Genomic DNA, 22697 nt, shown 5'->3' with positions numbered 1-22697 from the left:
GAGTAAATGGGCGGATTATATACCAGCTAGCCGTCATAATCAGCACTCATACTGCAGCTTTCATCTTCCAAGGTCGAATTCCCAACAAAACTAAGCAAATAAAGTATGAGATTGCTGCAAATGCAATCAACTTCGCCAAGGTATAACTGCGCTCAACAAATGAAAAGTCCAACCATTGTGCTAATGATGGATCAAACTTAAATATTACCAACACCATTACCGTTGCGGCAATAACTGCCTTGCCAAAGAAATATAATGTACCTTTATTAAATCGGTAAACGTTGGCTTTGTGTAAGCCTCGATACAATAAGAATGCATTCAACAGCGCAGACATTGACGTCGCAATCGCGAGCCCAACATAACCAAACGGAATTGCAAAAATCAGGTTGAACACCATATTGCTGACCATAGCGATGATGCCGTAACGCACCGGCGTTTTAGTGTCTTGCCTAGAGTAATATCCTGGTGCAAGAATTTTAATCATCATAAAGCTTAATAGACCACTACCGTATGCCATTAAACTGTAGGACGCCATTTCAACATCATCATAGCCAAATGCACCACGCATAAAGAGTACCATTAGCATAGGTTTAGCTAAAATAATCAGGCCACACATTGCCGGCAGACCAAGCAAAACGATGGCCTTAACTCCCCAATCCATGGTTTTAGCAAATTCGCCACTTTCAGCATTAACGTGCCTTTTAGATAAAGCTGGTAGAATAACCGTAGCAATAGCAATACCAAACAAACCTAACGGGAACTCAAGTAAACGATCTGAGTAATACAACCAACTGATTGATCCTGTCATTAAGAAGCTGGCAATAAAAGTATCTAGTAACAAGTTAATTTGTGATACCGATACGCCAAACAACGCTGGGATCATTAGGGTTCGAATTTTTGTTACTCCAGGGTGATTCCAACCCCAGCTAGGTTTAACCAGTGCCTTTTCTTGTATAAGGAAAGGGATTTGAAACAAAAACTGAATCAATCCGCCTAAGAACACCCCACAAGCTAAGCCTATTTCCGGCTGTTGCATATTTGGCGCCAGAAAAATTGCGGCGCTGATAATGGCGATATTCAAAAATACCGGTGTAAAAGCGGATACCGCAAAGCGGCCTCGAGTATTAAGAATAGAACCGGCTAAGGCCGTAAACGTAATAAACCACAAATACGGGAAGGTAATTTTTAACATTAACGAGGCAAGCTCGAATTTTTCACCATTAGGCTCATCATTAAGCCAAGCAAGAAACCACCCGCCACCGAATAGTGCCGTTAACACTGGCGAAGCAATAACCCCCACCAAAGTCACTATGCTTACCAATATCCCTAAAGTACCGGCTACTTTACCGATTAATTCATTAACCTCGGCACGAGTGTTCTTTTCTTGATACTCAGTTAACACAGGCACAAAGGCTTGAGCAAACGCGCCTTCAGCAAAAAGACGCCTTAAAAAATTTGGGATCTTATTTGCAAAGAAAAAAACATCAGCACTGCTGCCTGCCCCCATGAGATTGGCAATGACCACATCTCTGACCAAACCTAAAACACGGGAAATCAATGTCATGGCACTCACTATTATGCCTGACCTTAGTAACTTCTTGCTCAAAACGCCCCCTGCTCCCATAACGGAGCTAAATAACTTTGGCAATATCACGGAAAAATCGGTATTAGCCCTATTGTCTTATTGTAATACCTGCTAGAATTGCGCCACATATTACACGAGTTAGGTTGAAGATAGCCAAGCTGGTTGGATTATTTTGAGTTAATCGAACTGATTCAATCATTGTCATTGACAAAGTGACATAAATAGGGCATATTCCTCGACCTTAAAAATACCAATCCCAGTTTTAGGAGTTGCACCTTGGCTAATAGCAAGTCTGCAAAGAAGCGCGCGCTTCAATCTGAAAAGCGTCGCCAGCACAACGCTAGCCGTAGCTCAATGCTACGTACTTACGTTAAAAAAGTAATCGCTGCAATCAATGCAGGTGACCACGCGACAGCTACTGCTGCTTTCGCTGTAGCACAACCAATTGTTGACCGTATGGCGACTAAAGGTCTTATTCACAAGAATAAGGCTGCTCGTTATAAGTCACGCTTAAACGCTAAAATCAAAGCAATCGCTGCTTAATTTTTAGCTTTAAAGCAAGATAAAAACCGGCCTCGGCCGGTTTTTTTATATCTATTACTTCCTAGAAAAGCAAACTGATAGCAAAATCTGCGCAATACCACCACTTTCACAAATTACAGGCATAAAAATAGAGAGGCACGCCTCTCCATTAGTCTTTCAATTCTACGTTCAGATAACCAAGTTATAAATGAGTAACCCAATGCAATCGCATTTAAAAGCGAGCAGCATAAGTTTCCAGAGTAATATCTAACTAGTTCTTCTAATTTACAAAACTCTACTAACTTACGTGATAACCTCCACGCTTAGTTACTCACTATCTCAGTGTTATTCCAAACAATAAAAACCAGCTGCTCGGCAACTGGTCTTCATTTGCAAACACGCTTACTAAGCAACTGTTTTTAAACTTTCGCAATAGATATTGTTAAGCAATTTAATAATTTCAGCGACTTCGTCACTCTTTAACGAATAATAAACCGTTTGAGCTTCTTTGCGTGTTTCTACCAAATTATCTTTACGTAACCAAGCTAAGTGCTGAGATAAAGCTGATTGGCTCAAGCCCAGTTTTTTGTTCATTTCACCAACACACATCTCGCCTTCATTTAGAAGGTAACACAAAATAAACAGACGACGTTCGTTGGCCAACGCCTTCAAAAGTACAACGGCATGATCTGCTCGTTGCTGCATTAATTCTATATTCATTACGAGCCATTTCTCCTAAAACAAACCGACCCCCCTAATATAGCGTCGCCTTACAGATATAGTCGGGACATAAAGCACACTTTTTGCTAGATTGTTTTTAAAAGTGAGATATACGTAATAAAAACAAAGGAAACTTATGAAAAACAACTATCTCAATGTACTTTTTGGCCTGATTTCGCTTAGCTTAATTGGTTGTCAAACGACCGGTACGGACTCTGCGGATAAGCTTGTGAGTCAAGAATTACAACAAAAAGCACTTAGCTCTAATCTCGCCTATGAATTAGTTGAATCATTAACGGTAGAAGTTGGGCCTAGACTCGCCGGAAGTGAACAAGATTTGGTTGCTGTCGCCTGGGCTGAAAGTAAACTAAAAGGACTAGGGTTTGACAGAGTTTATAAAGAAGCTGTTCAGGTGCCTGTTTGGCATCGTGGTGAAGCCAAAGCCTCAATAACAGCGCCCTACCCTCAACCTTTAGTAATCACAGCATTAGGGGGAAGTGTCGCCACACCGACAGAAGGAGTCGAAGCAAACATTATTCGCTTTGATAGCCTCAAGGCATTGCAAGCGGCAAACGCAGCCAGTGTTGCCGGAAAAATCGTTTTTATTGACCATGTGACTGAACGCCATAAAACCGGCAAAGGTTACGGTCAAAGCGTTGGCGGTCGTTCAAAAGGCGCCATTGCTGCTGCGCAAAAAGGCGCATTGGCAATAATCATTCGCTCAATTGGTACTGATCACGACCGAATGGCGCATACAGGTATGATGCGTTACCAAGAGGGCGTGAAAAAAATCCCCGCTGCAGCCATGTCTAATCCTGATGCGGATCTGATTAATGCAATGCTTAAGCGCAGTAAAAATATTAGCATTAAGCTACAGCTGTCGGCAGAAAACCAAGGCGTAGCTACCTCATACAACGTCATCGCTGAAGTCACCGGTTCAACTAAGCCTACCGAGATAGTATTAATTGGCGCGCATTTAGACTCATGGGATGAAGGTACTGGTGCTATTGATGATGGCGCCGGTGTTGCCATTGTTACCGCTGCTGGAAAACTAATCCAAGATTTACCCCTTAAACCCGCAAGAACAGTGAGAGTGGTTTTATATGCCGCTGAAGAAGTTGGTCTCATTGGCGGTAAGACCTATGCTAAAGCCCATCAAGCAGAGCTTCAGCAGCACTATATTGCTGCCGAATCGGACTTTGGCGCGGGTCGTATTTATCAAATCGATTTCAAAGCCAGTGAGCAAGGCTATAAAGAGCTAATTAAGCATAGCCAACCTATGACGGCAAATGGCGTGGTTATGGGCAACAACAAGGCCTCTGGAGGCCCTGATGTATCCATGCTACCCTCAATGGGCGTTCCAGTTGCATCGTTAAGGCAAGATGGCAGTGACTATTTTGACTATCACCATACCCCGAACGATACCTTGGACAAAATTGACCCCGCAGCACTGCAGCAAAATGTGGCTGCTTATGCGCAGTTCGCTTATTTAATGGCGCAGTCAAAAATAGAGCTACGTCCAATCGCTACAAAGTAATGGCAAGTAGTTGAAACAAAAAAGCAGCCATTAGGCTGCTTTTTTGTATGAGTTGGCTTACTGCTCTTCACGTAAGAACACAGGCTCATTCATACTAGAGTCTTTCTCACTATAGTAATAACCTGCGGTATTGAACTCAGTTACCCCCTCAAGAGAGTCTACATTATTGTCGAGAATGTAACGCACCATCATGCCTCGGGCCTTTTTTGCAAAGAAGCTAATCACCTTGTATTGGCCATTCTTACAGTCTTTAAACACTGGCGTAATTAAGCTTGCATTAAGCTTCTTAGGTTTAACCGCTTTAAAATACTCATTAGACGCTAAGTTAACAATAAACTCACTGCCCTGTTCTGCGGTTGTTTGGTTCAGTTCGTCAGTAATGATATCGCCCCAAAACTGATAAAGATTAGTACCACGTTCGTTAGCTAAACGCGTTCCCATCTCCAAACGATATGGTTGCATTAAATCTAATGGCTTCAGTAATCCATATAAGCCAGATAAAATTCTTAATTGCTGTTGAGCCTTATCAATTCCTTGAGGAGAAAGTGTATCGGCATCTAGACCCGTGTATACATCGCCGCGAAAGGCAAACACCGCCTGCTTGGCATTTTCTGGCGTAAACTCTTTCTGCCAAGAGCTAAATCTCGCTACGTTTAAGCCCGCAATTTTATCACTCACTTTCATTAGGGTCGCAATATCTGCTGGCGTTAACTTTCGACACACCTCAATAAGCTGTTCACTTTGCTCCAGCAATGTTGGCATCGTGTAGCTATCACTGCCCGCTGGGTTTTCAAAATCTAATGTTTTTGCCGGAGAAATCAAAATCAGCATGCCTAAGTCCTTTAAAGAGATATTTTTCAATTGCCACAATCATACTGATCAAATACAAAAAAACCACGCTTAAACAGCGTGGTTTTTTAGATTGGGCTAATAAAACTTATAGATTAGCCTCTAGCTGCATCGGCCTCGGCCTGAGCTTCAGCTTTTGCTTGTGCCTTAGCTTCTTCCTCAACAGTTTTGCTGGTCCAGATCCCGCCTTCTAAGTTTGATAGTTCAGGAAACTTGCTAGCGTCAAATGTAGGAGTAACCCCACCCTTTAGTTGCTGGCGATAATCGTTAATCACACGAACTGCCAAACCCGATAAAAGCAGCAAAGCAATAATGTTAACTGTCGCCATTAATCCCATAGAAACATCGGCTAAATTCCATACAAGACCAATTTTTGCAACTGCACCAAACATTACCATACCAAGCACACAGACTCTGAATATTGGCAATGCTTTCTTACTATTACCAGATAAGAAAATAACATTGGTTTCAGCATAAGAGTAGTTGGCAATGATAGAGGTAAAGCAAAACAGTAAAATAGCTAACGCTACGAATCCACCACCCCATGGGCCAACATGCTGAGTTAACGCCTCAATGGTTAACTTAATACCGTCACCATCAGAACCTAAGTCACCCGCTAACAAAATAATTGCAGCGGTAGCCGTACAGATAACGATAGTATCAACAAATACGCCCATCATCTGCACAAAGCCTTGTGATGCAGGGTGATTGGGATTTGGTGATGCACTTGCCGCAACGTTCGCAGCACTACCCATACCCGCTTCGTTAGAGAACAAGCCACGAGCGATACCTGCTTGCATCGCTTGAGCAATGGTATACGCCACGCCACCAGCAACCGCTTCTTGTAGACCAAATGCACTTCTAATAACCAGCATAAATACATCAGGTAGCTTTTCAATGTTCATTGCAACAACAACAAAAGCAATCAAGATATAAGCAACAGCCATTATCGGCACAACAATTTCTGATACTTTGGCAACTTTTTTCAAGCCACCGACAATCACAAATGCACTAACAAATACAATCGCGATACCAACGTATACTGGGTCAAGACCAAACACCTGGGTCATCGCACCAGTAATAGTATTTGCCTGTACCGCGTTAAACACTAGACCAAAGGCTACGATCAGGAATATAGAGAATAGAATCCCCATCCAACGCTGACCAAGGCCTTTTTCCATGTAATACGAAGGGCCGCCACGAAACTGACCGTCTTCATCACGCACTTTATAAACCTGTGCTAATGTCGATTCAATCATCGCAGTTGCCATACCTAAAATAGCGATAAGCCACATCCAAAATACAGCTCCTGGACCTGCTGCTGTAATCGCTACCGCAACCCCAGCCATGTTACCTGCACCTACGCGAGCAGCCATACTGGTACAAAAAACTTGGAATGATGAAAGACCACTTCTTCCGCCACCTTGGCGGCTCTTAAGCATAATTTCACCTGAATGCTTAAAGTGAGTAAGCTGGATAAATGCCAGTCGAATGGTAAAGTACAGCCCGGCGCCAACCAGTCCGTATACTAATAGCTTTCCCCAAAGCAGCGCATTGAGAAAATTAACCGTTGTTTCTATCATATAATTTCAATCCCCATGACAAACTTAATCTAACGAATCACTAGATTAGGTTTCCCCTGTGTTTGTCCTTCATAAAGTATTTAAATAACAGCAGATTTTATTTTCAAATTATCTTAAACGTGGAAAAGCTACATCACGCCTGCTGTATTCCGCGCAGCAAAATAGCATAGCATTGCTTCAACCCCGAGCGATATAGATCACAGTTTCTCATTTAGCTGACAACCACATCACATTGCTCTTTATATGCCGTTAATCATTTTAACCAAATTAACACAACAACTACATGCAATTCCCCTACATTTATTTGTACAAAAAGCTTTCAAAAAATCAGAGGTACCACACGTTTTTGTAATAAAACTACAAATATAGTGCTTAGTAAGAAATTTGTTTAACTTTATGATTACGTAAATGGGGTTATTTATGGCACATCAACAAGAAATCATCGCACTTAAAAAGTTTGTTCGAGCAACTAACTTTCTGGCGACGTCACAAATTTATTTAAAGCAGAACGTGCTGCATAAACGCGCACTTGAACACAGCGATATCAAGCCGAGGCTACTGGGACACTGGGGAACTTGCCCAGGAATCAACTTTGTCTATGCAAACGTCAACCGGCTAATCACTAAACATAACCGCTCTTTTGTGTATCTTGTTGGCCCGGGTCATGGTTTTCCAGCAGTGCAAGCAAACTTATTTATGGAAGGCTCTCTGAGTCACTTTTACCCCGAAACGATTCCTTATAATGAAGTCGGCATTACCGATATTTGTCAAAAGTTCTCTGCCGCCTACGGTTACCCTTCACATGCAAACCCTGAAGCACCGGGACAAATTTTAGAGGGCGGCGAACTTGGTTATTCTTTGTCTGTTGCTTGGGGAGCTGTTCTCGATAATCCAGATCTGATTGCTGCTTGTCTAATCGGCGATGGTGAATCGGAAACGGGTCCGCTTGCCGCCTCTTGGTATGCTAACCGCTTAGTGTCTCCTAAGAATAACGGTGCCGTACTGCCAATTGTTCATATCAATGGCTATAAGATCTCAGGCCCAACGCGTATGGGACGCATGAGCCATGAAGAGCTAGATTTAGAATTTAGAGGTTTAGGTTATCACCCAATCATTGTTGATGATCAACTAGAAGAAGACGTATACCTGCAAATGGCTGCCGCCATGGATACCTCTTATGCAATGATTAACGATATTCAAACTCGTGCACGTGCAGGTGAAGACATCGTAAAACCGCGTTGGCCTGTGATTTTAATGCGCACAGCAAAAGGTTGGACAGGTACTGCTGAGTTTAACGGTAAAAAACTTGAAGGTAACTGCGAGTCTCACCAAGTTATCGTCAATAAATGTGCTACAGACAAAGCCCATCTCGACGCGTTAAATACTTGGCTTGCTAGCTACAAGTTTAATGAACTTTACTCTATCAATGACAAAGGTGAATTAATCTTTGATGAAGACATTCAAACATTACTACCGCCTAAAGAGCTCACCTGCGGTCGCCAGCACCTAAGTTACGGTGGTGAAGTTGTTCGCGCCTTAGCAAACCCAGATCTCGCTAAACTTGCCTACGGACCCGAAACTCCTCGCGGCCACCGTGGGTTATCTATGTACAAGATGGGACAGTGGATGCGTGATGCATTCAAGCTCAACCGAGATCAACGCAACTTACGTATTTTCTGTCCAGATGAAACCTATTCCAATCAGCTACAAGCGGTATTTGAAGAAACAAGCCGCGCATGGCAATGGCCAATAGAAAGTTGGGATGAAGATATGTCTCGTGATGGTCGAGTCATTGAGCTGCTATCCGAGAACTTGCTATTCGGTATGCTCCACGGCTACACAGTAACGGGTCGTCACGCTATGTTCCCAACTTATGAAGCATTTTCTCAAGTTGTGTCTTCAATGGCTGACCAATATTGTAAGTACGTTTACGCCAGCCAAGGGGTGCACTTCCGCAAACCTGTACCTGCGTGTAACGTGGTTTTGTCATCTCTCCTTGAGCGCCAAGATCATAATGGTTACTCACACCAAAACCCATCATTCTTGGGCGCTATGCTCGAGAAGCATCCAAAGATTATTTCAGCTTACCTTCCTGCAGATGGTAATAGCACACTGGTTTATACCGAGCGCGCTTATGCCGACCGAGATAAACTCAATATCTTAGTTGCTGGTAAAAAAGAATTGCCACAATGGCTCACCCTTGAGGAAGCACGCCAACAAGCTAAAGATGGTGTGATGGTTTGGGATTTTGCCTCTGATGAAAACCCTGATGTCGTACTAGTGGGTTGTGGTGATTACGTCACTCAAGAAGCCATGGCATCGCTTGTACTCATTCGTGAACTGTTACCACGAGTACGCATCCGTTTTGTCAGCGTGACAGAATTAACTAGCAGTGGCTTAGGTAGCTTAGATTTCCAAAGCAAGCCATGGTTAATGGATGAAATCTTCACCGCTGATAAAGGCGTAGTATTTAACTATCACGGCTACCCTAACACCATTAAAAAGCTAGTATTTGATTATAAAGGTAGTAAGCGCTTTAGAATCAAGGGCTATGAAGAAGAAGGCTCTACAACAACACCATTTGATATGGGGGTACGTAATGGTACATCACGCTATCATTTGGTCATTGATATGGCCTATAAGCTCTTCCAACAAGCTGTCATCGATGAAACCCAGCACGTAGCGATTACCACCGACATGCTACAGCGCTTAGTTGATCATCGAAACTATATTAAAGCCAATGGCGTCGATCCTGAGAGTATCGAAAACTGGGTGTGGACACGTTAATACAGACACTTTAGTCAACTATCTATTAGGGCGCTTATTCTAAGCGCCCTTTTTTACAACCAAAATTTAATCAAATATTTACATGCAAAAGTGGAAAATACTACATTTGCAACAGATAATAGTGTCAGCCAGCTAAAATATAAAGGATCTCCGTGATAAGTGCTGGCACTGTTTAAAATAATTTCAAACAGACGGAGGGGTTTTAAAATAAAACATAAGGATTTTGAATGATGAACAATACACTCAAAGCAGTTCTGCTTACTTCGATGTTACCTTTTGCTGCTAACGCAGCTGACGGCATGAGTCCCTGGTACGTAGGTGGCGGTGTCGGCATCAACAACTACCAACCTAATTGTGACCAAAAAACCATGAAGACCTGTGGTGAAGACGACCCCTATGCCTGGGACGTATTTGCAGGTTATTTATTTAATGACAACTTTGGCGTAGAACTTGGTTACCGTGACCTAGGGCGAGCGCAATGGGTCGATTACTCAAACAAGCTAAATGATGTTGGTGCTAAAGGGATGAACCTTGGTCTGGTAGCATTTTGGCCGTTTGCTGGTGACTGGAGCTTGTCAGCAGAAGCTGGTGCATTTAACTATGTTATCTCTAATAACAAGCAATGGGGCACAGAATACTACAGTGATAACGGCGTTGCGCCCTATGTTGGCGCAGGTATTGGTTACAACATCACAGACAACCTAAAGCTGCAAGCTAAATACCGCCGCTATGAAAACCTTGACGAAGATAAATGGAAAACATTGGAGATGGAAAGTAACTATTGGGGTTTAGAGCTTAGCTACCGTTTCGGCAGTAAAGCTAAACCAGTAGTTGCACCTTTAGTCGTTGCGGATTCAGATAACGATGGCGTCAATGATGATATGGACCAATGTCCAGATACACCGTCTACCCACCAAGTCGATAACTATGGCTGTACTATTTATGAAGAAACTGAATACACCTTTGACCTAGAGGCTAACTTCAAAAATAATTCAGCAAAAGTTGAACAGTCATCGCTTGGCGACATTAAGACGCTAGCAGACTTTATCAATCAACACCCTGATGCAAAAGTATTGATATCTGGTCACGCCTCTAACACTGGTAGCCCAGCTTACAATATGAAGTTATCTGAGCGCCGCGCAGCAGCTGTTGCTGATATTTTAATTAATCAGTATGGCGTTGCTCCCGCAAAAGTGACTTCTAAAGGCTTTGGTATTACTCAGCCATTGATTGAAGGTAGCTCAGCAGAAGCAAATCGCGTTAACCGCCGTATCGAAGCGCATGTTACTGGAACAGAAAAGACTGCGGTCTTAAAGTAAGATAATCTAAGTTGCGAATAAAGCTCACGAACTTTCATAAGTCGTGAGCTTTTTAATTTGATGCTTTAATAAAACCGCTATACTTCTTGACTACACTTTTACCCAACACCAATTCTTAGCAAAATTTCGTAGTTAGATTACCAAAAACGCCCGTTTAAATGATTTTTAGCAACTTTTGTGTAATTTTTTTTCATATATAGTTGGAATGTTCATTAAAATGGCTTTTAATAGCTGCTAAATTAATTGTCCAATTCGATGCTGTTCATAGAGTAAGGATGTAATACCAATGGCCAACACATTAGAACAACTCAAACCATTCACTACCATTGTTGCCGATACCGGTGATATTGAAGCCATAAAACGTTACCAGCCAGAAGATGCCACGACGAACCCGTCTCTGATTTTAAAAGCGTCTGAAATTCCTGAATACAGCTCACTCATCGAAGATGCTATCAACTATGCCAAAGGGCAAAGCAACGATATCACTCAGCAAGTCGAAGATGCTGGTGATAAGCTTGCGGTTAATATCGGCCTTGAGATCCTAAAAATTGTTCCTGGTCGTATTTCAACAGAAGTTGATGCGCGTCTTTCATTTGATCAAGCAGGCTCAATTGCTAAAGCCCATAAGCTAATCAAACTATACCAAGACGCTGGTATCGATAAGTCTCGTATCCTGATTAAACTAGCATCAACTTGGGAAGGTATTTGCGCCGCCAAACAGCTAGAACAAGAGGGTATCAACTGTAATCTAACCTTGTTATTTAGCTTTGCTCAAGCACGTGCATGTGCTGAAGCTGGCGTTTACCTGATTTCACCATTCGTTGGACGCATTCTAGATTGGTATAAGAAAGATACCGGTTTAGAGTACTCAGCAAGCGAAGATCCTGGTGTGGTTTCAGTAACCGGTATTTACAACTACTACAAGCGCCATGGTTTCAATACCGTGGTGATGGGTGCTAGCTTCCGTAACACAGGCGAGATCATTGAATTAGCGGGTTGTGACCGTCTAACAATTGGTCCAGCACTTCTAGAAGAGCTACAAAATAGCACGACACCTATTGTACAAAAGCTATTGCCTGCAACCGAAGTTGTTGCACCAGAAGCTGCAATGACTGAAGCACAGTTCCGCTGGGAGTTTAACGAAGACCCAATGGCAGTTGAAAAACTTGCTGAAGGCATCCGTAATTTTGCCATCGACCAAGGCAAACTAGAAGTGATGCTAAAAGACAAGCTTTCGTCTTAACGGAATAGGACTCAAAATGACTGAACTCACTCAAAAAGCCACTTGGCAAGCATTAGAGCAGCACAGAAATACGCTACCTCACATGCGCGAGCTATTTAGCACTGAACCTCAGCGTTTTAATGACATGTCGATTCAGGCTTGTGGATTGTTGCTCGATTACTCTAAAAACCGCGCCTCAAAAGAGACCCTATCTCTTTTATTCTCGCTTGCGAAAGAAACGCAACTTGAAACCAAGATTAAGGCGATGTTTGCAGGCGATATCATCAACAACACCGAACAAAGAGCCGTATTGCATACCGCTCTTCGGGCGCCTGCAGACAAAGTCATTAATGTTGACGGCAACAATATTGTTGCTGAAGTGCAGCAAACCCTGGCAAAAATGGGGGAGTTCGTTGACTCATTAACCACTGGCGATTGGAAAGGCTACACAGGTAAAACCATTACTGACGTTGTCAGCATTGGTATTGGTGGATCTTTTCTGGGCCCGAAAATTGTGTCACAAGCGCTACGTCCATACTGGAGCGGTCACTTAAACTGTCATTTTGTCGCTAACGTTGATGGAACTTCTATTACCGAGAAGCTAAAAGGCTTAGATCCGCAAACAACCTTGTTTGTTATGTCTTCTAAATCTTTTGGCACCCAAGAAACGTTAACCAACACACTGACTGCCAAAGAGTGGTTTTTAAGCCAAGGCGCATCACAAGCAGATGTCGCTAAGCATTTTGTCGCTGTTAGCTCTAATGTTGCTAAAGCAACAGAGTTTGGTATTGATGCGAACAATATATTCCCTATGTGGGATTGGGTTGGCGGTCGTTACTCGCTTTGGTCAGCAATAGGTTTACCTATTGCGCTACTGATTGGCATGGATAACTTTCGTGAGTTACTAGCCGGTGCTCATGAAATGGATGAGCATTTTGCCAATACACCTTTAGAAAACAATATGCCGGTAATTATGGGCTTGTTCTCTCTTTGGTATGGCAACTTTTTCAATGCGCAGTCACATGTTGTACTGACTTATGATCATTATTTAAGAGGCTTACCTGCTTACTTCCAGCAATTAGACATGGAAAGTAATGGTAAATCAGCCACCTTAAACGGCACCGATGTTGACTACAGCACTGGCCCAATTATTTGGGGCGGAGAAGGTACTAATGGTCAACACGCGTACCACCAGCTATTGCATCAAGGTACCGCACTTGTGCCTGCTGATTTTATTATGCCGCTTAATAGCCATAACCCTGTAGGTGAGCATCATGTGCAACTTGCTTCAAACTGCTTTGGTCAAACCCAAGCGTTAATGCAGGGGCGCACTTATGAAGAAGCGCTTGCAGAGTTAAGCAATAGCAGCCTTGATGATGAGCAAAAACAACTGATTGCCAAACATAAAGTCATGCCTGGCAACAAACCAAGCAATACTATTTTGATGGATAAACTTACCCCATCAACTTTAGGTTCACTGATTGCTCTTTATGAGCATAGAACTTTTGTTCAAGGTGCCATCTGGCAAATCAATTCGTTTGATCAATGGGGCGTTGAACTCGGTAAGCAATTAGGTAATGACGTACTTGATCGCCTAACAGCAGATAAAGATGCTAGCGAGCTAGATGCATCAAGCAATAATTTAATTAACCTGTTTAGACAGGGTAATATCTAGCAACAGCGCCAAAATGTAAAAAGCCAGTTTCGACTGGCTTTTTTGTTTTTTAAAGCAAAGCATTCTAAATACCCCCTTTAAAATCTCATTTCTAGCTCCCTTAAAGCAAAAGTAAAACATTAAAACTTCATCCCGATTTAACATTTTTGAAACATTTAAGTTGCACTATGAACAAAAATCATGCTATTTATTTGAAAACAAAATAAACAAAATAAACAAAATAAACAAAAAGGAGGTTGCCATGAATCGTCTTGATTATGGTAGTGCGCTAGATAGTATTGTTGAAAAGCCAAGCCGCTCGAGAAGCTCCAATAAAAAGCGTAAATGGCGAGAAATTGAAGTACTAAAAGAGAAGCATCGTTTACTCAAAGAACTTCAAGAAATGGATAATGGTTTTGATGGCGAGTTAGACAGCCTCCTAATGTAATAAGTTAATACCATTAAAAAGAGCGCTAGTAGCGCTCTTTTTTGATCTTAGGCTTGCACTAATCAGCGCAATCTAAATATTCCCTCAGTTCTTCAAACAACGCTGAGTCGCTTTCATTAAATAATGGGTCGTCAACTAAACGTGCTTGACACATCTTGCGAACATTTTGCCACTCATTGTCAGCAATCACCTCCCGCCACTTAGGAAATACCACCGTTTCTTCAAACTGCATATGTGTCTCTTGCAAATTAACGTAGCTAATTAAATCGTTAATCAACTGCTCTTTCGATACTACTATATCGCTGAGGATCAAGTTTAAGGTTGCCATTAATGATGAAGAAGCTTTGCCCAGCCGCTCATGTTCATCAGTCAACTGCTGATTAATCTGTTCTGAGCCGACTTTGTCCCTATAAAACTCATCAATTACTTCTTCTAAAGGGTGATGGCTATGTTCAGCGTAACTTTGCATATACTCAACAATATCGCGCACAACATTGTAGTTAATTGCCTCCCCAGCGGCTAATTTTGTATGTTTATCGGTTAATACCTTAAGCAAAATCGTAATGTGTTTATGATCGTGCATGAGCCTCGCAAGCATAATTGTCTCCACTTTCATTCTCACCTACTACCTTCAATATTAGTAAAGCGTATAAATAACACCCAATATAGCAAGCAGTGAAAAGCTAACTGAATGATGTAGATCAAGCTGTTTTGAATTAGTGAACAATCACTTGCGTACAAAAAGTATTTATAAAAAACATCAACCAACGACAAAGTCGTCTATGCAGACGCTATCCCATGGCATAATGGCAGCCATCAACATACGTTAACGAAAATGGATCAAATGCAGCAAACTCATTTTATCGGTGCCCATGTAAGTGCCTCTGGAGGTATAGCGAATGCCCCACTCAATGCCGCCGCAATAGGCGCCAATGCATTTGCTCTATTCACCAAAAACCAACGTCGTTGGCAAGCTAAAGAGCTTGAAACCGAGCAAATAGATCTATTTCAACGTCACTGTGATGATGCCAATATCTTAATGGAAGCCATACTGCCCCATGACAGCTACCTAATAAACCTAGGTCATCCAGATGCAGAACTACTGGCTAAATCTCGGTTAGCGTTTTTTGATGAAATAAAGCGCTGCGAGCAGATAGGTTTAACCCTGCTTAACTTCCATCCTGGCAGCCACTTAAGAAAAATCTCTATTGATGACTGCTTAGCTAACATTAGCGAGTCAATAAACTTAGCGTTAGATTGCAGCTCAGGTGTCACGGCTGTGATTGAGAATACTGCCGGGCAAGGTTCAAACCTAGGGCACTCGTTCGAACAGCTAGCACAGATAATTGAAGGCGTTGAAGATAAATCTAGAGTTGGAGTATGTATTGATACCTGTCACCTGTTTGCTGCAGGTTACGATATCCGTACAAAAGAAACCTGTGAGCAAACTTTTGATTTATTAGATAAAGTCGTTGGTAATCAATACTTAAAAGCGATGCATTTAAATGACAGCAAAACACCGCTGAATAGCCGTGTCGACCGCCATCAATCTTTAGGCCTAGGGGAAATAGGTCAAGAGGCGTTCGCAAGTCTTATGAAATTAGAGGTTATGCAAGGGATCCCACTGATTTTAGAAACGGTGCAACCGGAGATTTGGCAACAAGAGATAAACTGGTTACGCTTTCTTGCAAAGCAATAACGCTAACAAATCCTTATACGTGCCCTAACCTCTTAATCTCTGCATAAGCCTTCAATGAGCACTTAATAAAGGTGCTCATTAAAGGTTACATTAAGCATTTATAGATGACGGCAACCACTTTAGTCGGTTCGCCTAAGTCTGATTGTAACCAAACGATATGGGTGCCCTTAAGCTCTTCGCCTTGCTTAATAGCGCTTAGCTTAGCCTCTGCTAAAGCATTATCACCACGACCAAAACCTGTCACCATGGCGAAACTATCGCAATGGGTGACTTCAAAATCATAGGCTTCATTAATCCGATGATACAATTCAAAATCTTCAGTTGCACAGCCGCTTAACAGACCCGCACATAAAACAGCTAGAACAAAACGAAACACAATGCAGACTCCTCTATAAAACTGCGGCGCACAATATAGAAGTTAGCCAGCAACATTTGAGAGATAGATCACACTACGTCAGGTTTGGATGCTACAAGGCGCTACGAATGTTAATAACTATGAGTTGATAATTCAAAGCTAAAACCCAGCATAACAGACAAGTGTATATTTAAATGATTAAACACATTTTACCAACAAAAAAAAGGAAGCATTAACAGCTTCCCTTTTTACGTAACATCAGACTTTTAAACAGCTAAAACCTTGAATAAGTGCTGCTTTAACTGACCAAAATCAGCTTCAAGTTCAGCAGATAAAATAGCTTTAGGAACCACTCTAGCAAGCGCCTCTGGTAATTCGAGATCAATTTGTAAGATATCTTCCACCACTTCATTAAACTTGGCAGGATGCGCTGTGGCTAAAAATATCCCTTGCTCATCGGCGGCTAAGGTTTGCTTAAGCGCAAATGCCGCAATTGCCGCATGGGGCTCAGATAAATAACCTGCGTTATTGAGCGCCTTTACCGAATCAGCAGTATCTGACTCTGAAATCCCAACACCCACAATATCGTCAAGTGACCAGCCCTTTGCAGCTACAATTGCCTCGACTCTTGGCCAGTTACTCGGCTCTGCAACATCCATTGCATTAGACATGGTAGCGACTGTCGCTGCTGGTTGCCAAGCCCCACTATCTAAGTAGCGTGGCACAGTATCATTGCTATTGGTGGCAGCCACAAAGCGTTTAACTGGCAAGCCCATCGCTTTAGCAAAGAGGCCTGCTGTAAGGTTGCCAAAATTACCACTTGGCACTGCAATCACCGGATCAGCGTCATGATGCTGCTTAAACTGCGCAACCGCTTCAAAGTAATAGCAAATCTGAGCCAGTAAGCGGCTGATATTAATCGAATTAGCAGAGTTGAGGTGCAGACCGTCACGTATATCTAAATCTTCGAAAGACTGCTTAACCAGAGTTTGGCAAGCATCGAAATCAGACGCGACTGCTACCGTATGGATATTGTTTCCTAGAGTAGTAAACATTTTTTCCTGCAGCAGGCTAATTTTCCCCTTAGGGTAAAGCACCACGACATTAATATTGTCGAGTCCATAAAAAGCATCAGCTACCGCAGCACCAGTGTCACCTGATGTCGCCGTCAGTATATTTATCTTTTCCGATTGTGCTAATTCATTTAAACACTGCGCCATAAAACGCGCGCCAAAGTCTTTAAATGCTAATGTTGGTCCGTGAATAAGCTCTAAGCTATATAAGTTATCATCAGCTTTCACCAATGGCACATCGAAGTTAAATGCCTTTTCAACTAACCGATCAACGGTATCTTGGCCTAACTCTGATGCTAACCAAGCGCCTATCACCTTTTTGCTTCTTTCAACAAATGGCAGCGCTAATAGGCTATCTATGTCTTGCAGCTCTGGGATCTGTTTCGGAAAAAACAGGCCACGATCTTTACCTAAACCTAGCTTAACGGCTTGTGTAAAACTCACCACCTGTGACGGGTGCTTTAGGTTATACAGTTCCATGATGACTTCCTTTAATTCTGTTATTAATTCTTTTTTAAGCGCCGTTAATCGACAACGCGTGAGCCCTGAGCATCGATACGACAAATATGTGAAAAGCCTTTATCAGCCTCAATATAATGCTCGTTTAACCACTGCTGAGCGCGGTTGGCGACTTCTAAGTCGTCGGTAATACTGAATAAAGTTGGCCCACTGCCTGAAATTCCAGTCGTCAGCATCCCAAGTTCAGCAAGAGCCGCTTTAGCTTGTGAGTATTTAGGAATTTCACCAGCGCGATAGGGCTCAGCAAGTACATCTTTCAATACAGTAATAGCCAGTTCTGCATCTTGCTTATAAGAAGCATGCACAAATGCACTTAAGTAACGGCCAAAATCAATCGTGGTTTGCTTATTAAACTGCTCTGGCATTAATCCACGCATTTTAGCCGTTGATAATGAAATCCCCGGATAAGCAACCACCCAGTACCACTGTTTAAAATCAGGAATCGCTTCACATACTGATTTGGGCGTATCTAGCATTAATTGCATACCGCCTAAGTAACAAGGGGCCACATTGTCATAATGGATAGAGCCGCTGATCTTGCCTTCGAACTCGCCCATTAAACGCAGCAATTCTTGCTGGTTAAAAGGCTTATCAAAATACTCATTTAACGCCATCAGTGCTGCGACGACCGAGCTTGCACTTGAGCCTAGTCCACTTCCCACAGGCAAGTTTTTTTCAAGCGTTAACTGTAAGCCCGCATCTTTATTCAAATGTGCTAAAAAGAACTCAGCACATTGATAGACGATGTTTTCTTGCGGGTTTTGTGGCAACTTATTTGCCCAATAACCCGCCAAAGCGAGCGAAATGCCGCTATCAGCCGCTGCAACTGTCACTTTATCGCCCAGTAAGCTGCCATCAATTGGCGCTAGGGCTGCACCGAGTAAATCAAAGCCAACCCCAACATTTCCCATAGATGCCGGTGCATAAATTGTTACGCTCATACGCCAACCTCACGAGTCCAATTTAAAGTACGTAAAATATCAGCAAACGCCCCCGCAGCTGTCACATCGGTACCTGCACCATAACCACGTAATACAAATGGAATAGGCTGATAGTAACGGCTATAGAAAGCCAATGCGTTTTCACCGCCTTTAACGCTGTATAATGGGTCAGTTGCATCGACTTCCGCTATTTTCACTTTGCAGCCTTCGTCATCAATTTGGCCAACATAGCGCAGAACTTTACCCATCGCTTTTGCGGCTTCAATACGCTGAGCAATTTGTGCATCGACTTGTGGCAACTTAGCCATAAACGCTTCAACATCACCGGAGGCGTCAAATGACTCAGGTAATACTGACTCAACATGAATGTCACTAAGCTCAAGATCCATTCCCACCTCACGAGCAAGAATTAACACTTTACGCGCAACGTCCATACCACTTAAATCATCACGTGGATCGGGCTCAGTAAAGCACTTATCTCGGGCTATTGAAGTGGCCTGAGACAAAGTCATACCCTCATCCAGCATGCCGAAAATGTAAGATAAACTGCCTGATAAAATACCGTTAAATCGCAGTAACTTGTCACCAGCAAACAGCAGTTTCTTCAAGTTATCGATAACCGGTAAACCTGCGCCCACTGTAGTTTCATACAGGAACTGACGTCGCTGCTTAAGCGCTGTTTTACGCAGGTCTTGGTAATAACCCATATCTCGTGTGTTGGCTTTCTTATTTGGCGTCACCACATGCAAACCAGCATTCATTACATCAAGGTATTTATTCGATACCAACTCACTAGAAGTACAATCCACCAGCACAGGGTTGAGTAACTGCTGCTCTTTCGCCCACATTAGCATTGCATCAAGATCCGCCTCTTGCTCACAATCGGCTAATAAACCCTGCCAATTGCCTAAGTCAACGCCTTGAGGATCTAACAACATCTTCTTAGAGTTAACGATGCCACAGACACGCATGGCTATGTGTTGTTCTTTTAACATGTTACGTTGCTGCTTTATCTGCTCAAGTAAACCTGCGCCCACATTGCCACAACCGACCAAGAACACATCTAAATAGTGCTGTACGTCGAAGAAAGATTGATGACAAGCCGAAATTGCATGCTTAGTCTTACGTTGCTCTACCACTGCTGAAATTGAACGCTCTGATGAGCCTTGAGCAATGGCAACAATATTGACAGTCGCCTGTGCTAACGCTTGGAAGAACTTAGCCGCTACGCCTTTATGAGTGCGCATCCCATCACCAATTAGCGACACAATCGCTAAGTGATGGCGCATCTCAATCGGCTCAAGAATATCGCTTTTAAGTTCAAGTTCGAATTCGAGTTCTAATGCAGATTTGGCTTTACTCGCATCTTCTGTGGCAACACAAAAGCTAATGCTATATTCAGAGGAGCTTTGAGTGATTAAAGACACTGATACACCCGATCGAGAAATCGCGCCAAGTGTGCGACTTGCCATGCCGACCATGCCTTTCATGCCTGGACCTGATACATCAAACATCGTTTGATCATCAAGATTAGAAATCGCCTTTACATTTAGCCCTGTTTCATCAGGCTGATCAGATACTAATGTACCTACAGCTGCAGGGTTAAAGGTATTACGGATATAACAAGGAATATGATATTGCGCGATTGGGGCAACGGTTTTAGGATGCAGTACTTTAGCGCCAAAGTAAGAGACTTCCATCGCTTCTTGATAGCTAAGCTGCGACAACAATTTCGCATCCGCCACAACACGTGGGTCGGTATTGTAAACACCGTCAACATCGGTCCAGATCTCGCAGCAGCTAGCACCTAAACAAGCAGACAATACCGCAGCTGAATAGTCAGAGCCATTACGCCCAAGAGTGACGATGTTTCCTTGGCTATCGCCAGCAGTAAAACCTGGCATCACCCATACTTGGGCAGAGTCCAAGTTAATTGCTTTGAAACGTAACTTACTCGCCTCAATATCAACTGCTGACTCTAACTGAGGACCGTATCCCACCAGCAATGACTCAGGCAGCAAAAGGTCAGCACTATGATTAAATGATTTCATAACCTCAATCATTAAGGCTGCTGATAACTTCTCACCACCCACCAACACTTGTGCTTCAACACTCGCGGGGCATTCACCTAATAAACTTACCCCTTTAAGCTTGCTATCCCAAAATTGCAGTTGCTGCTGTAATTTCTGATTCAGTAAATGGTTCTGCTCCGCGTTCAAATTCACTGCAGCTGCGCTATACAGGTCATTGAAAACCTGCTCAACTTGAGCCAGAACTTTAGCGTGTTCGCCGCCGCTTACCGCCACTTCAACCATTTCAATTAGACCATTAGTCACAGTAGCGGGCGCTGACAATACAACAGCAGTAGCTTCTACTTGAGCTGATTGGTTAACGATCTCTGCCGCGTCTTTAAATCGCTGCCAATTTGCAAGCGATGTACCGCCAAACTTCATAACTTTCATTGTAAACTCCTTTTACCACGCCCGCCCAAGAAACAAAAAAGCCCGCTCCTTTTGGGGGAGCGGGCTTGATATTTAGCTTATATCAGGTTGTGCTTAGCCCGCCCCCACGTTGGTAATCGTGGTGGTTGTAATAATGGTTGTGGTCATTAAAACGTGGCTAAACATAAAATTAGGTAATATCCAATTGGATTAATTTGTGTACTAACAGAATTGCTTTTTACGGGGACGCTGTCAACCCCTAAATTTAACTAAATTGTTATTATTGAGCCTTTTAGATTAAAAGGTAGCAAAAGTGTCATAAACTCTCATTTATAAGCATTTGCTGACTCATTACATCAAGGATTGTTGATTTACGTTTACGTAAACTAAAATACAACGCGATTTAATACTCATATTAAACAGTAACTTATATAAGTTACAAATGTTAGATATAGAACATAAATAGGGAAAACATAATATTGAGAGATAAAACCTCCCAACAGCATATTCTCAACAATTTGACATTAAGCTAATTAACAAGCTGTTATGGAAGGTTATCCAAATAAAATCGCACAAAGTATACAGATAAGTTCTATAACGGATAAAACTTAGGCAATGGTTTTGTGCTTTCGACAGATAAAAGATGTGGTTTAGGTAGCATAAGTGCATTGACTCTATCGCTTATAGCGTTAAAGCAGGCTAGAATGCGCGCAAATTTCCGATTGGAGCGAATATGAAAATCACCGAAAAATGTGCTGTTAGCATCCATTACCGATTATCAGATGCAAAAGGCCAGCTTGTAGAAAGTTCTTTTGAAGGCGAGCCAATGATCTATCTGCATGGCGCAGAAAACATGCTCCCAGGCTTAGAAGCGGCTCTTGAAGGTAAAGTGCAAGGTGACACCCTTGATGTCACTGTAGATGCAGAGCAAGGCTACGGTGCCTACCATGATGGTCTTCGTCAAGAAGTACCACTATCTGCATTTGGCGACATTGAAGACATCGTTCCTGGTATGCGTTTTATTGCTGAAACTGAAATGGGCCAACGTCCAGTTCAAGTTACTGAAGTTAAAGATGATGTTGTCGTTGTTGACGGTAATCACCCATTAGCAGGTCAATCTTTAGTATTTAACGTTGAAGTACTTGAAGTACGTGCAGCAACTGAAGAAGAGATCGCACACGGTCATATCCACGCTCATGGCGGCGGATGTGGCGGTCACGATCACGGCAGTGAAGGTGGTTGCTGTGGTGGCGAGCATAAGCACGAAGGCGGATGCTGTAGCGAAGATGAAACTAAAGAAGCAAAAGAAGGTTGTGACGGCAACGGCGGCTGTGGTTGCAGACACTAACGAGTAGCTAGTAGCCATTAGCACTCGTTCTTTAGATTGAATTTAAGCTCGTTTCATTAATGATAATGAAACGAGCTTTTTTATGTTCTAGACTG

18 protein-coding genes are annotated in these 22697 nt (G+C 42.6%); 9 read left to right on the top strand and 9 right to left on the bottom strand.

From position 1 onward, the window contains the following. Positions 1–46: 46 nt before the first annotated feature. Positions 47–1606 carry a murein biosynthesis integral membrane protein MurJ gene (gene murJ, locus L2748_RS02795; RefSeq protein ID WP_220781062.1) on the bottom strand — a complete coding sequence of 520 codons (1560 nt, stop codon included), beginning with the start codon at positions 1604–1606 and terminating at the stop codon, positions 47–49. 255 nt (positions 1607–1861) lie between these two features. On the opposite strand from murJ, the gene rpsT reads away from it, so the two are divergent. Beyond that, on the top strand, positions 1862–2128 hold the full coding sequence (gene rpsT, locus L2748_RS02790; RefSeq protein WP_220781061.1) for a 30S ribosomal protein S20: 267 nt from the start codon (positions 1862–1864) through the stop codon (positions 2126–2128). Positions 2129–2512: 384 nt separating this feature from the next. On the opposite strand, the gene L2748_RS02785 is transcribed toward rpsT, so the two are convergent. Then, a complete protein-coding gene (locus tag L2748_RS02785) occupies positions 2513–2827 on the bottom strand; it encodes an ArsR/SmtB family transcription factor (protein ID WP_220781060.1) in 315 nt (104 codons plus the stop codon). Positions 2828–2963: 136 nt separating this feature from the next. On the opposite strand from L2748_RS02785, the gene L2748_RS02780 reads away from it, so the two are divergent. Then, the gene (locus tag L2748_RS02780) at positions 2964–4364 is read left to right on the top strand and encodes a M20/M25/M40 family metallo-hydrolase (RefSeq protein WP_220781059.1); all 1401 of its coding nucleotides are present in this window, start codon (positions 2964–2966) and stop codon (positions 4362–4364) included. A 57-nt stretch (positions 4365–4421) separates the two neighbouring features. Here the strand turns inward: L2748_RS02780 and yaaA are convergent, their stop codons facing one another. Further along, positions 4422–5195: a peroxide stress protein YaaA gene (gene yaaA / locus L2748_RS02775; RefSeq protein WP_220781058.1), complete on the bottom strand. Its 774-nt coding sequence runs from the start codon at positions 5193–5195 to the stop codon at positions 4422–4424. Positions 5196–5308: 113 nt separating this feature from the next. Next, positions 5309–6796 carry an alanine/glycine:cation symporter family protein gene (locus tag L2748_RS02770; RefSeq protein WP_220781057.1) on the bottom strand — a complete coding sequence of 496 codons (1488 nt, stop codon included), beginning with the start codon at positions 6794–6796 and terminating at the stop codon, positions 5309–5311. 420 nt (positions 6797–7216) lie between these two features. Here L2748_RS02770 and L2748_RS02765 point away from each other — a divergent pair, with 420 nt between their 5' ends. From L2748_RS02765 to L2748_RS02745, 5 genes are all read left to right on the top strand, one after another. Further along, on the top strand, positions 7217–9583 hold the full coding sequence (locus L2748_RS02765) for a phosphoketolase family protein (protein WP_220781056.1): 2367 nt from the start codon (positions 7217–7219) through the stop codon (positions 9581–9583). Between the two features lie 227 nt (positions 9584–9810). Then, positions 9811–10902 carry an OmpA family protein gene (locus L2748_RS02760; RefSeq protein ID WP_220781055.1) on the top strand — a complete coding sequence of 364 codons (1092 nt, stop codon included), beginning with the start codon at positions 9811–9813 and terminating at the stop codon, positions 10900–10902. A gap of 286 nt (positions 10903–11188) precedes the next feature. After that, positions 11189–12145 (top strand): transaldolase, encoded by a 957-nt coding sequence (gene tal / locus L2748_RS02755; protein ID WP_220781054.1) that lies wholly within the window; start codon positions 11189–11191, stop codon positions 12143–12145. Positions 12146–12161: 16 nt separating this feature from the next. Further along, positions 12162–13799, top strand: coding sequence for a glucose-6-phosphate isomerase (gene pgi / locus L2748_RS02750; protein ID WP_220781053.1), 1638 nt, complete (start codon positions 12162–12164; stop codon positions 13797–13799). A gap of 241 nt (positions 13800–14040) precedes the next feature. Then, a complete protein-coding gene (locus tag L2748_RS02745) occupies positions 14041–14226 on the top strand; it encodes a DUF3545 family protein (RefSeq protein WP_220781052.1) in 186 nt (61 codons plus the stop codon). A 58-nt stretch (positions 14227–14284) separates the two neighbouring features. Here the strand turns inward: L2748_RS02745 and L2748_RS02740 are convergent, their stop codons facing one another. Next, a complete protein-coding gene (locus L2748_RS02740; protein ID WP_220783283.1) occupies positions 14285–14824 on the bottom strand; it encodes a hemerythrin domain-containing protein in 540 nt (179 codons plus the stop codon). Between the two features lie 246 nt (positions 14825–15070). Here L2748_RS02740 and nfo point away from each other — a divergent pair, with 246 nt between their 5' ends. Next, positions 15071–15925 carry a deoxyribonuclease IV gene (nfo, locus tag L2748_RS02735; RefSeq protein WP_220783284.1) on the top strand — a complete coding sequence of 285 codons (855 nt, stop codon included), beginning with the start codon at positions 15071–15073 and terminating at the stop codon, positions 15923–15925. 85 nt (positions 15926–16010) lie between these two features. Here the strand turns inward: nfo and L2748_RS02730 are convergent, their stop codons facing one another. From L2748_RS02730 to thrA, 4 genes are all read right to left on the bottom strand, one after another. Beyond that, the gene (locus L2748_RS02730; protein ID WP_220783285.1) at positions 16011–16301 is read right to left on the bottom strand and encodes a hypothetical protein; all 291 of its coding nucleotides are present in this window, start codon (positions 16299–16301) and stop codon (positions 16011–16013) included. Between the two features lie 245 nt (positions 16302–16546). Then, positions 16547–17833: a threonine synthase gene (gene thrC / locus L2748_RS02725; RefSeq protein WP_220783286.1), complete on the bottom strand. Its 1287-nt coding sequence runs from the start codon at positions 17831–17833 to the stop codon at positions 16547–16549. Positions 17834–17877: 44 nt separating this feature from the next. After that, the gene (gene thrB, locus L2748_RS02720; protein ID WP_220783287.1) at positions 17878–18813 is read right to left on the bottom strand and encodes a homoserine kinase; all 936 of its coding nucleotides are present in this window, start codon (positions 18811–18813) and stop codon (positions 17878–17880) included. Continuing rightward, a complete protein-coding gene (gene thrA, locus L2748_RS02715) occupies positions 18810–21275 on the bottom strand; it encodes a bifunctional aspartate kinase/homoserine dehydrogenase I (RefSeq protein WP_220783288.1) in 2466 nt (821 codons plus the stop codon). Before thrA ends, thrB begins: the two co-directional genes overlap by 4 nt. A gap of 712 nt (positions 21276–21987) precedes the next feature. On the opposite strand from thrA, the gene slyD reads away from it, so the two are divergent. After that, on the top strand, positions 21988–22602 hold the full coding sequence (slyD, locus tag L2748_RS02710; RefSeq protein WP_220779662.1) for a peptidylprolyl isomerase: 615 nt from the start codon (positions 21988–21990) through the stop codon (positions 22600–22602). Positions 22603–22697: the final 95 nt, after the last annotated feature.

The sequence above is a fragment of the Shewanella sairae genome (assembly GCF_023283535.1).
Lineage (GTDB): Bacteria > Pseudomonadota > Gammaproteobacteria > Enterobacterales > Shewanellaceae > Shewanella > Shewanella sairae.
This window is presented reverse-complemented; position numbering and strand designations above follow the sequence as displayed.

Excerpts from the sequence above, each read along its gene's own strand:
- thrC (WP_220783286.1), bottom strand. The coding sequence starts at position 17,833 with ATGGAACTGTATAACCTAAAGCACCCGTCACAGGTGGTGAGTTTTACA.
- thrB (WP_220783287.1), bottom strand. The coding sequence starts at position 18,813 with ATGAGCGTAACAATTTATGCACCGGCATCTATGGGAAATGTTGGGGTT.
- pgi (WP_220781053.1), top strand. The coding sequence starts at position 12,162 with ATGACTGAACTCACTCAAAAAGCCACTTGGCAAGCATTAGAGCAGCAC.
- slyD (WP_220779662.1), top strand. The coding sequence starts at position 21,988 with ATGAAAATCACCGAAAAATGTGCTGTTAGCATCCATTACCGATTATCA.
- thrA (WP_220783288.1), bottom strand. The coding sequence starts at position 21,275 with ATGAAAGTTATGAAGTTTGGCGGTACATCGCTTGCAAATTGGCAGCGA.
- L2748_RS02745 (WP_220781052.1), top strand. The coding sequence starts at position 14,041 with ATGAATCGTCTTGATTATGGTAGTGCGCTAGATAGTATTGTTGAAAAG.
- L2748_RS02780 (WP_220781059.1), top strand. The coding sequence starts at position 2,964 with ATGAAAAACAACTATCTCAATGTACTTTTTGGCCTGATTTCGCTTAGC.
- yaaA (WP_220781058.1), bottom strand. The coding sequence starts at position 5,195 with ATGCTGATTTTGATTTCTCCGGCAAAAACATTAGATTTTGAAAACCCA.
- L2748_RS02740 (WP_220783283.1), bottom strand. The coding sequence starts at position 14,824 with ATGCTTGCGAGGCTCATGCACGATCATAAACACATTACGATTTTGCTT.
- nfo (WP_220783284.1), top strand. The coding sequence starts at position 15,071 with ATGCAGCAAACTCATTTTATCGGTGCCCATGTAAGTGCCTCTGGAGGT.
- L2748_RS02770 (WP_220781057.1), bottom strand. The coding sequence starts at position 6,796 with ATGATAGAAACAACGGTTAATTTTCTCAATGCGCTGCTTTGGGGAAAG.
- L2748_RS02760 (WP_220781055.1), top strand. The coding sequence starts at position 9,811 with ATGATGAACAATACACTCAAAGCAGTTCTGCTTACTTCGATGTTACCT.
- L2748_RS02765 (WP_220781056.1), top strand. The coding sequence starts at position 7,217 with ATGGCACATCAACAAGAAATCATCGCACTTAAAAAGTTTGTTCGAGCA.
- tal (WP_220781054.1), top strand. The coding sequence starts at position 11,189 with ATGGCCAACACATTAGAACAACTCAAACCATTCACTACCATTGTTGCC.
- L2748_RS02785 (WP_220781060.1), bottom strand. The coding sequence starts at position 2,827 with ATGAATATAGAATTAATGCAGCAACGAGCAGATCATGCCGTTGTACTT.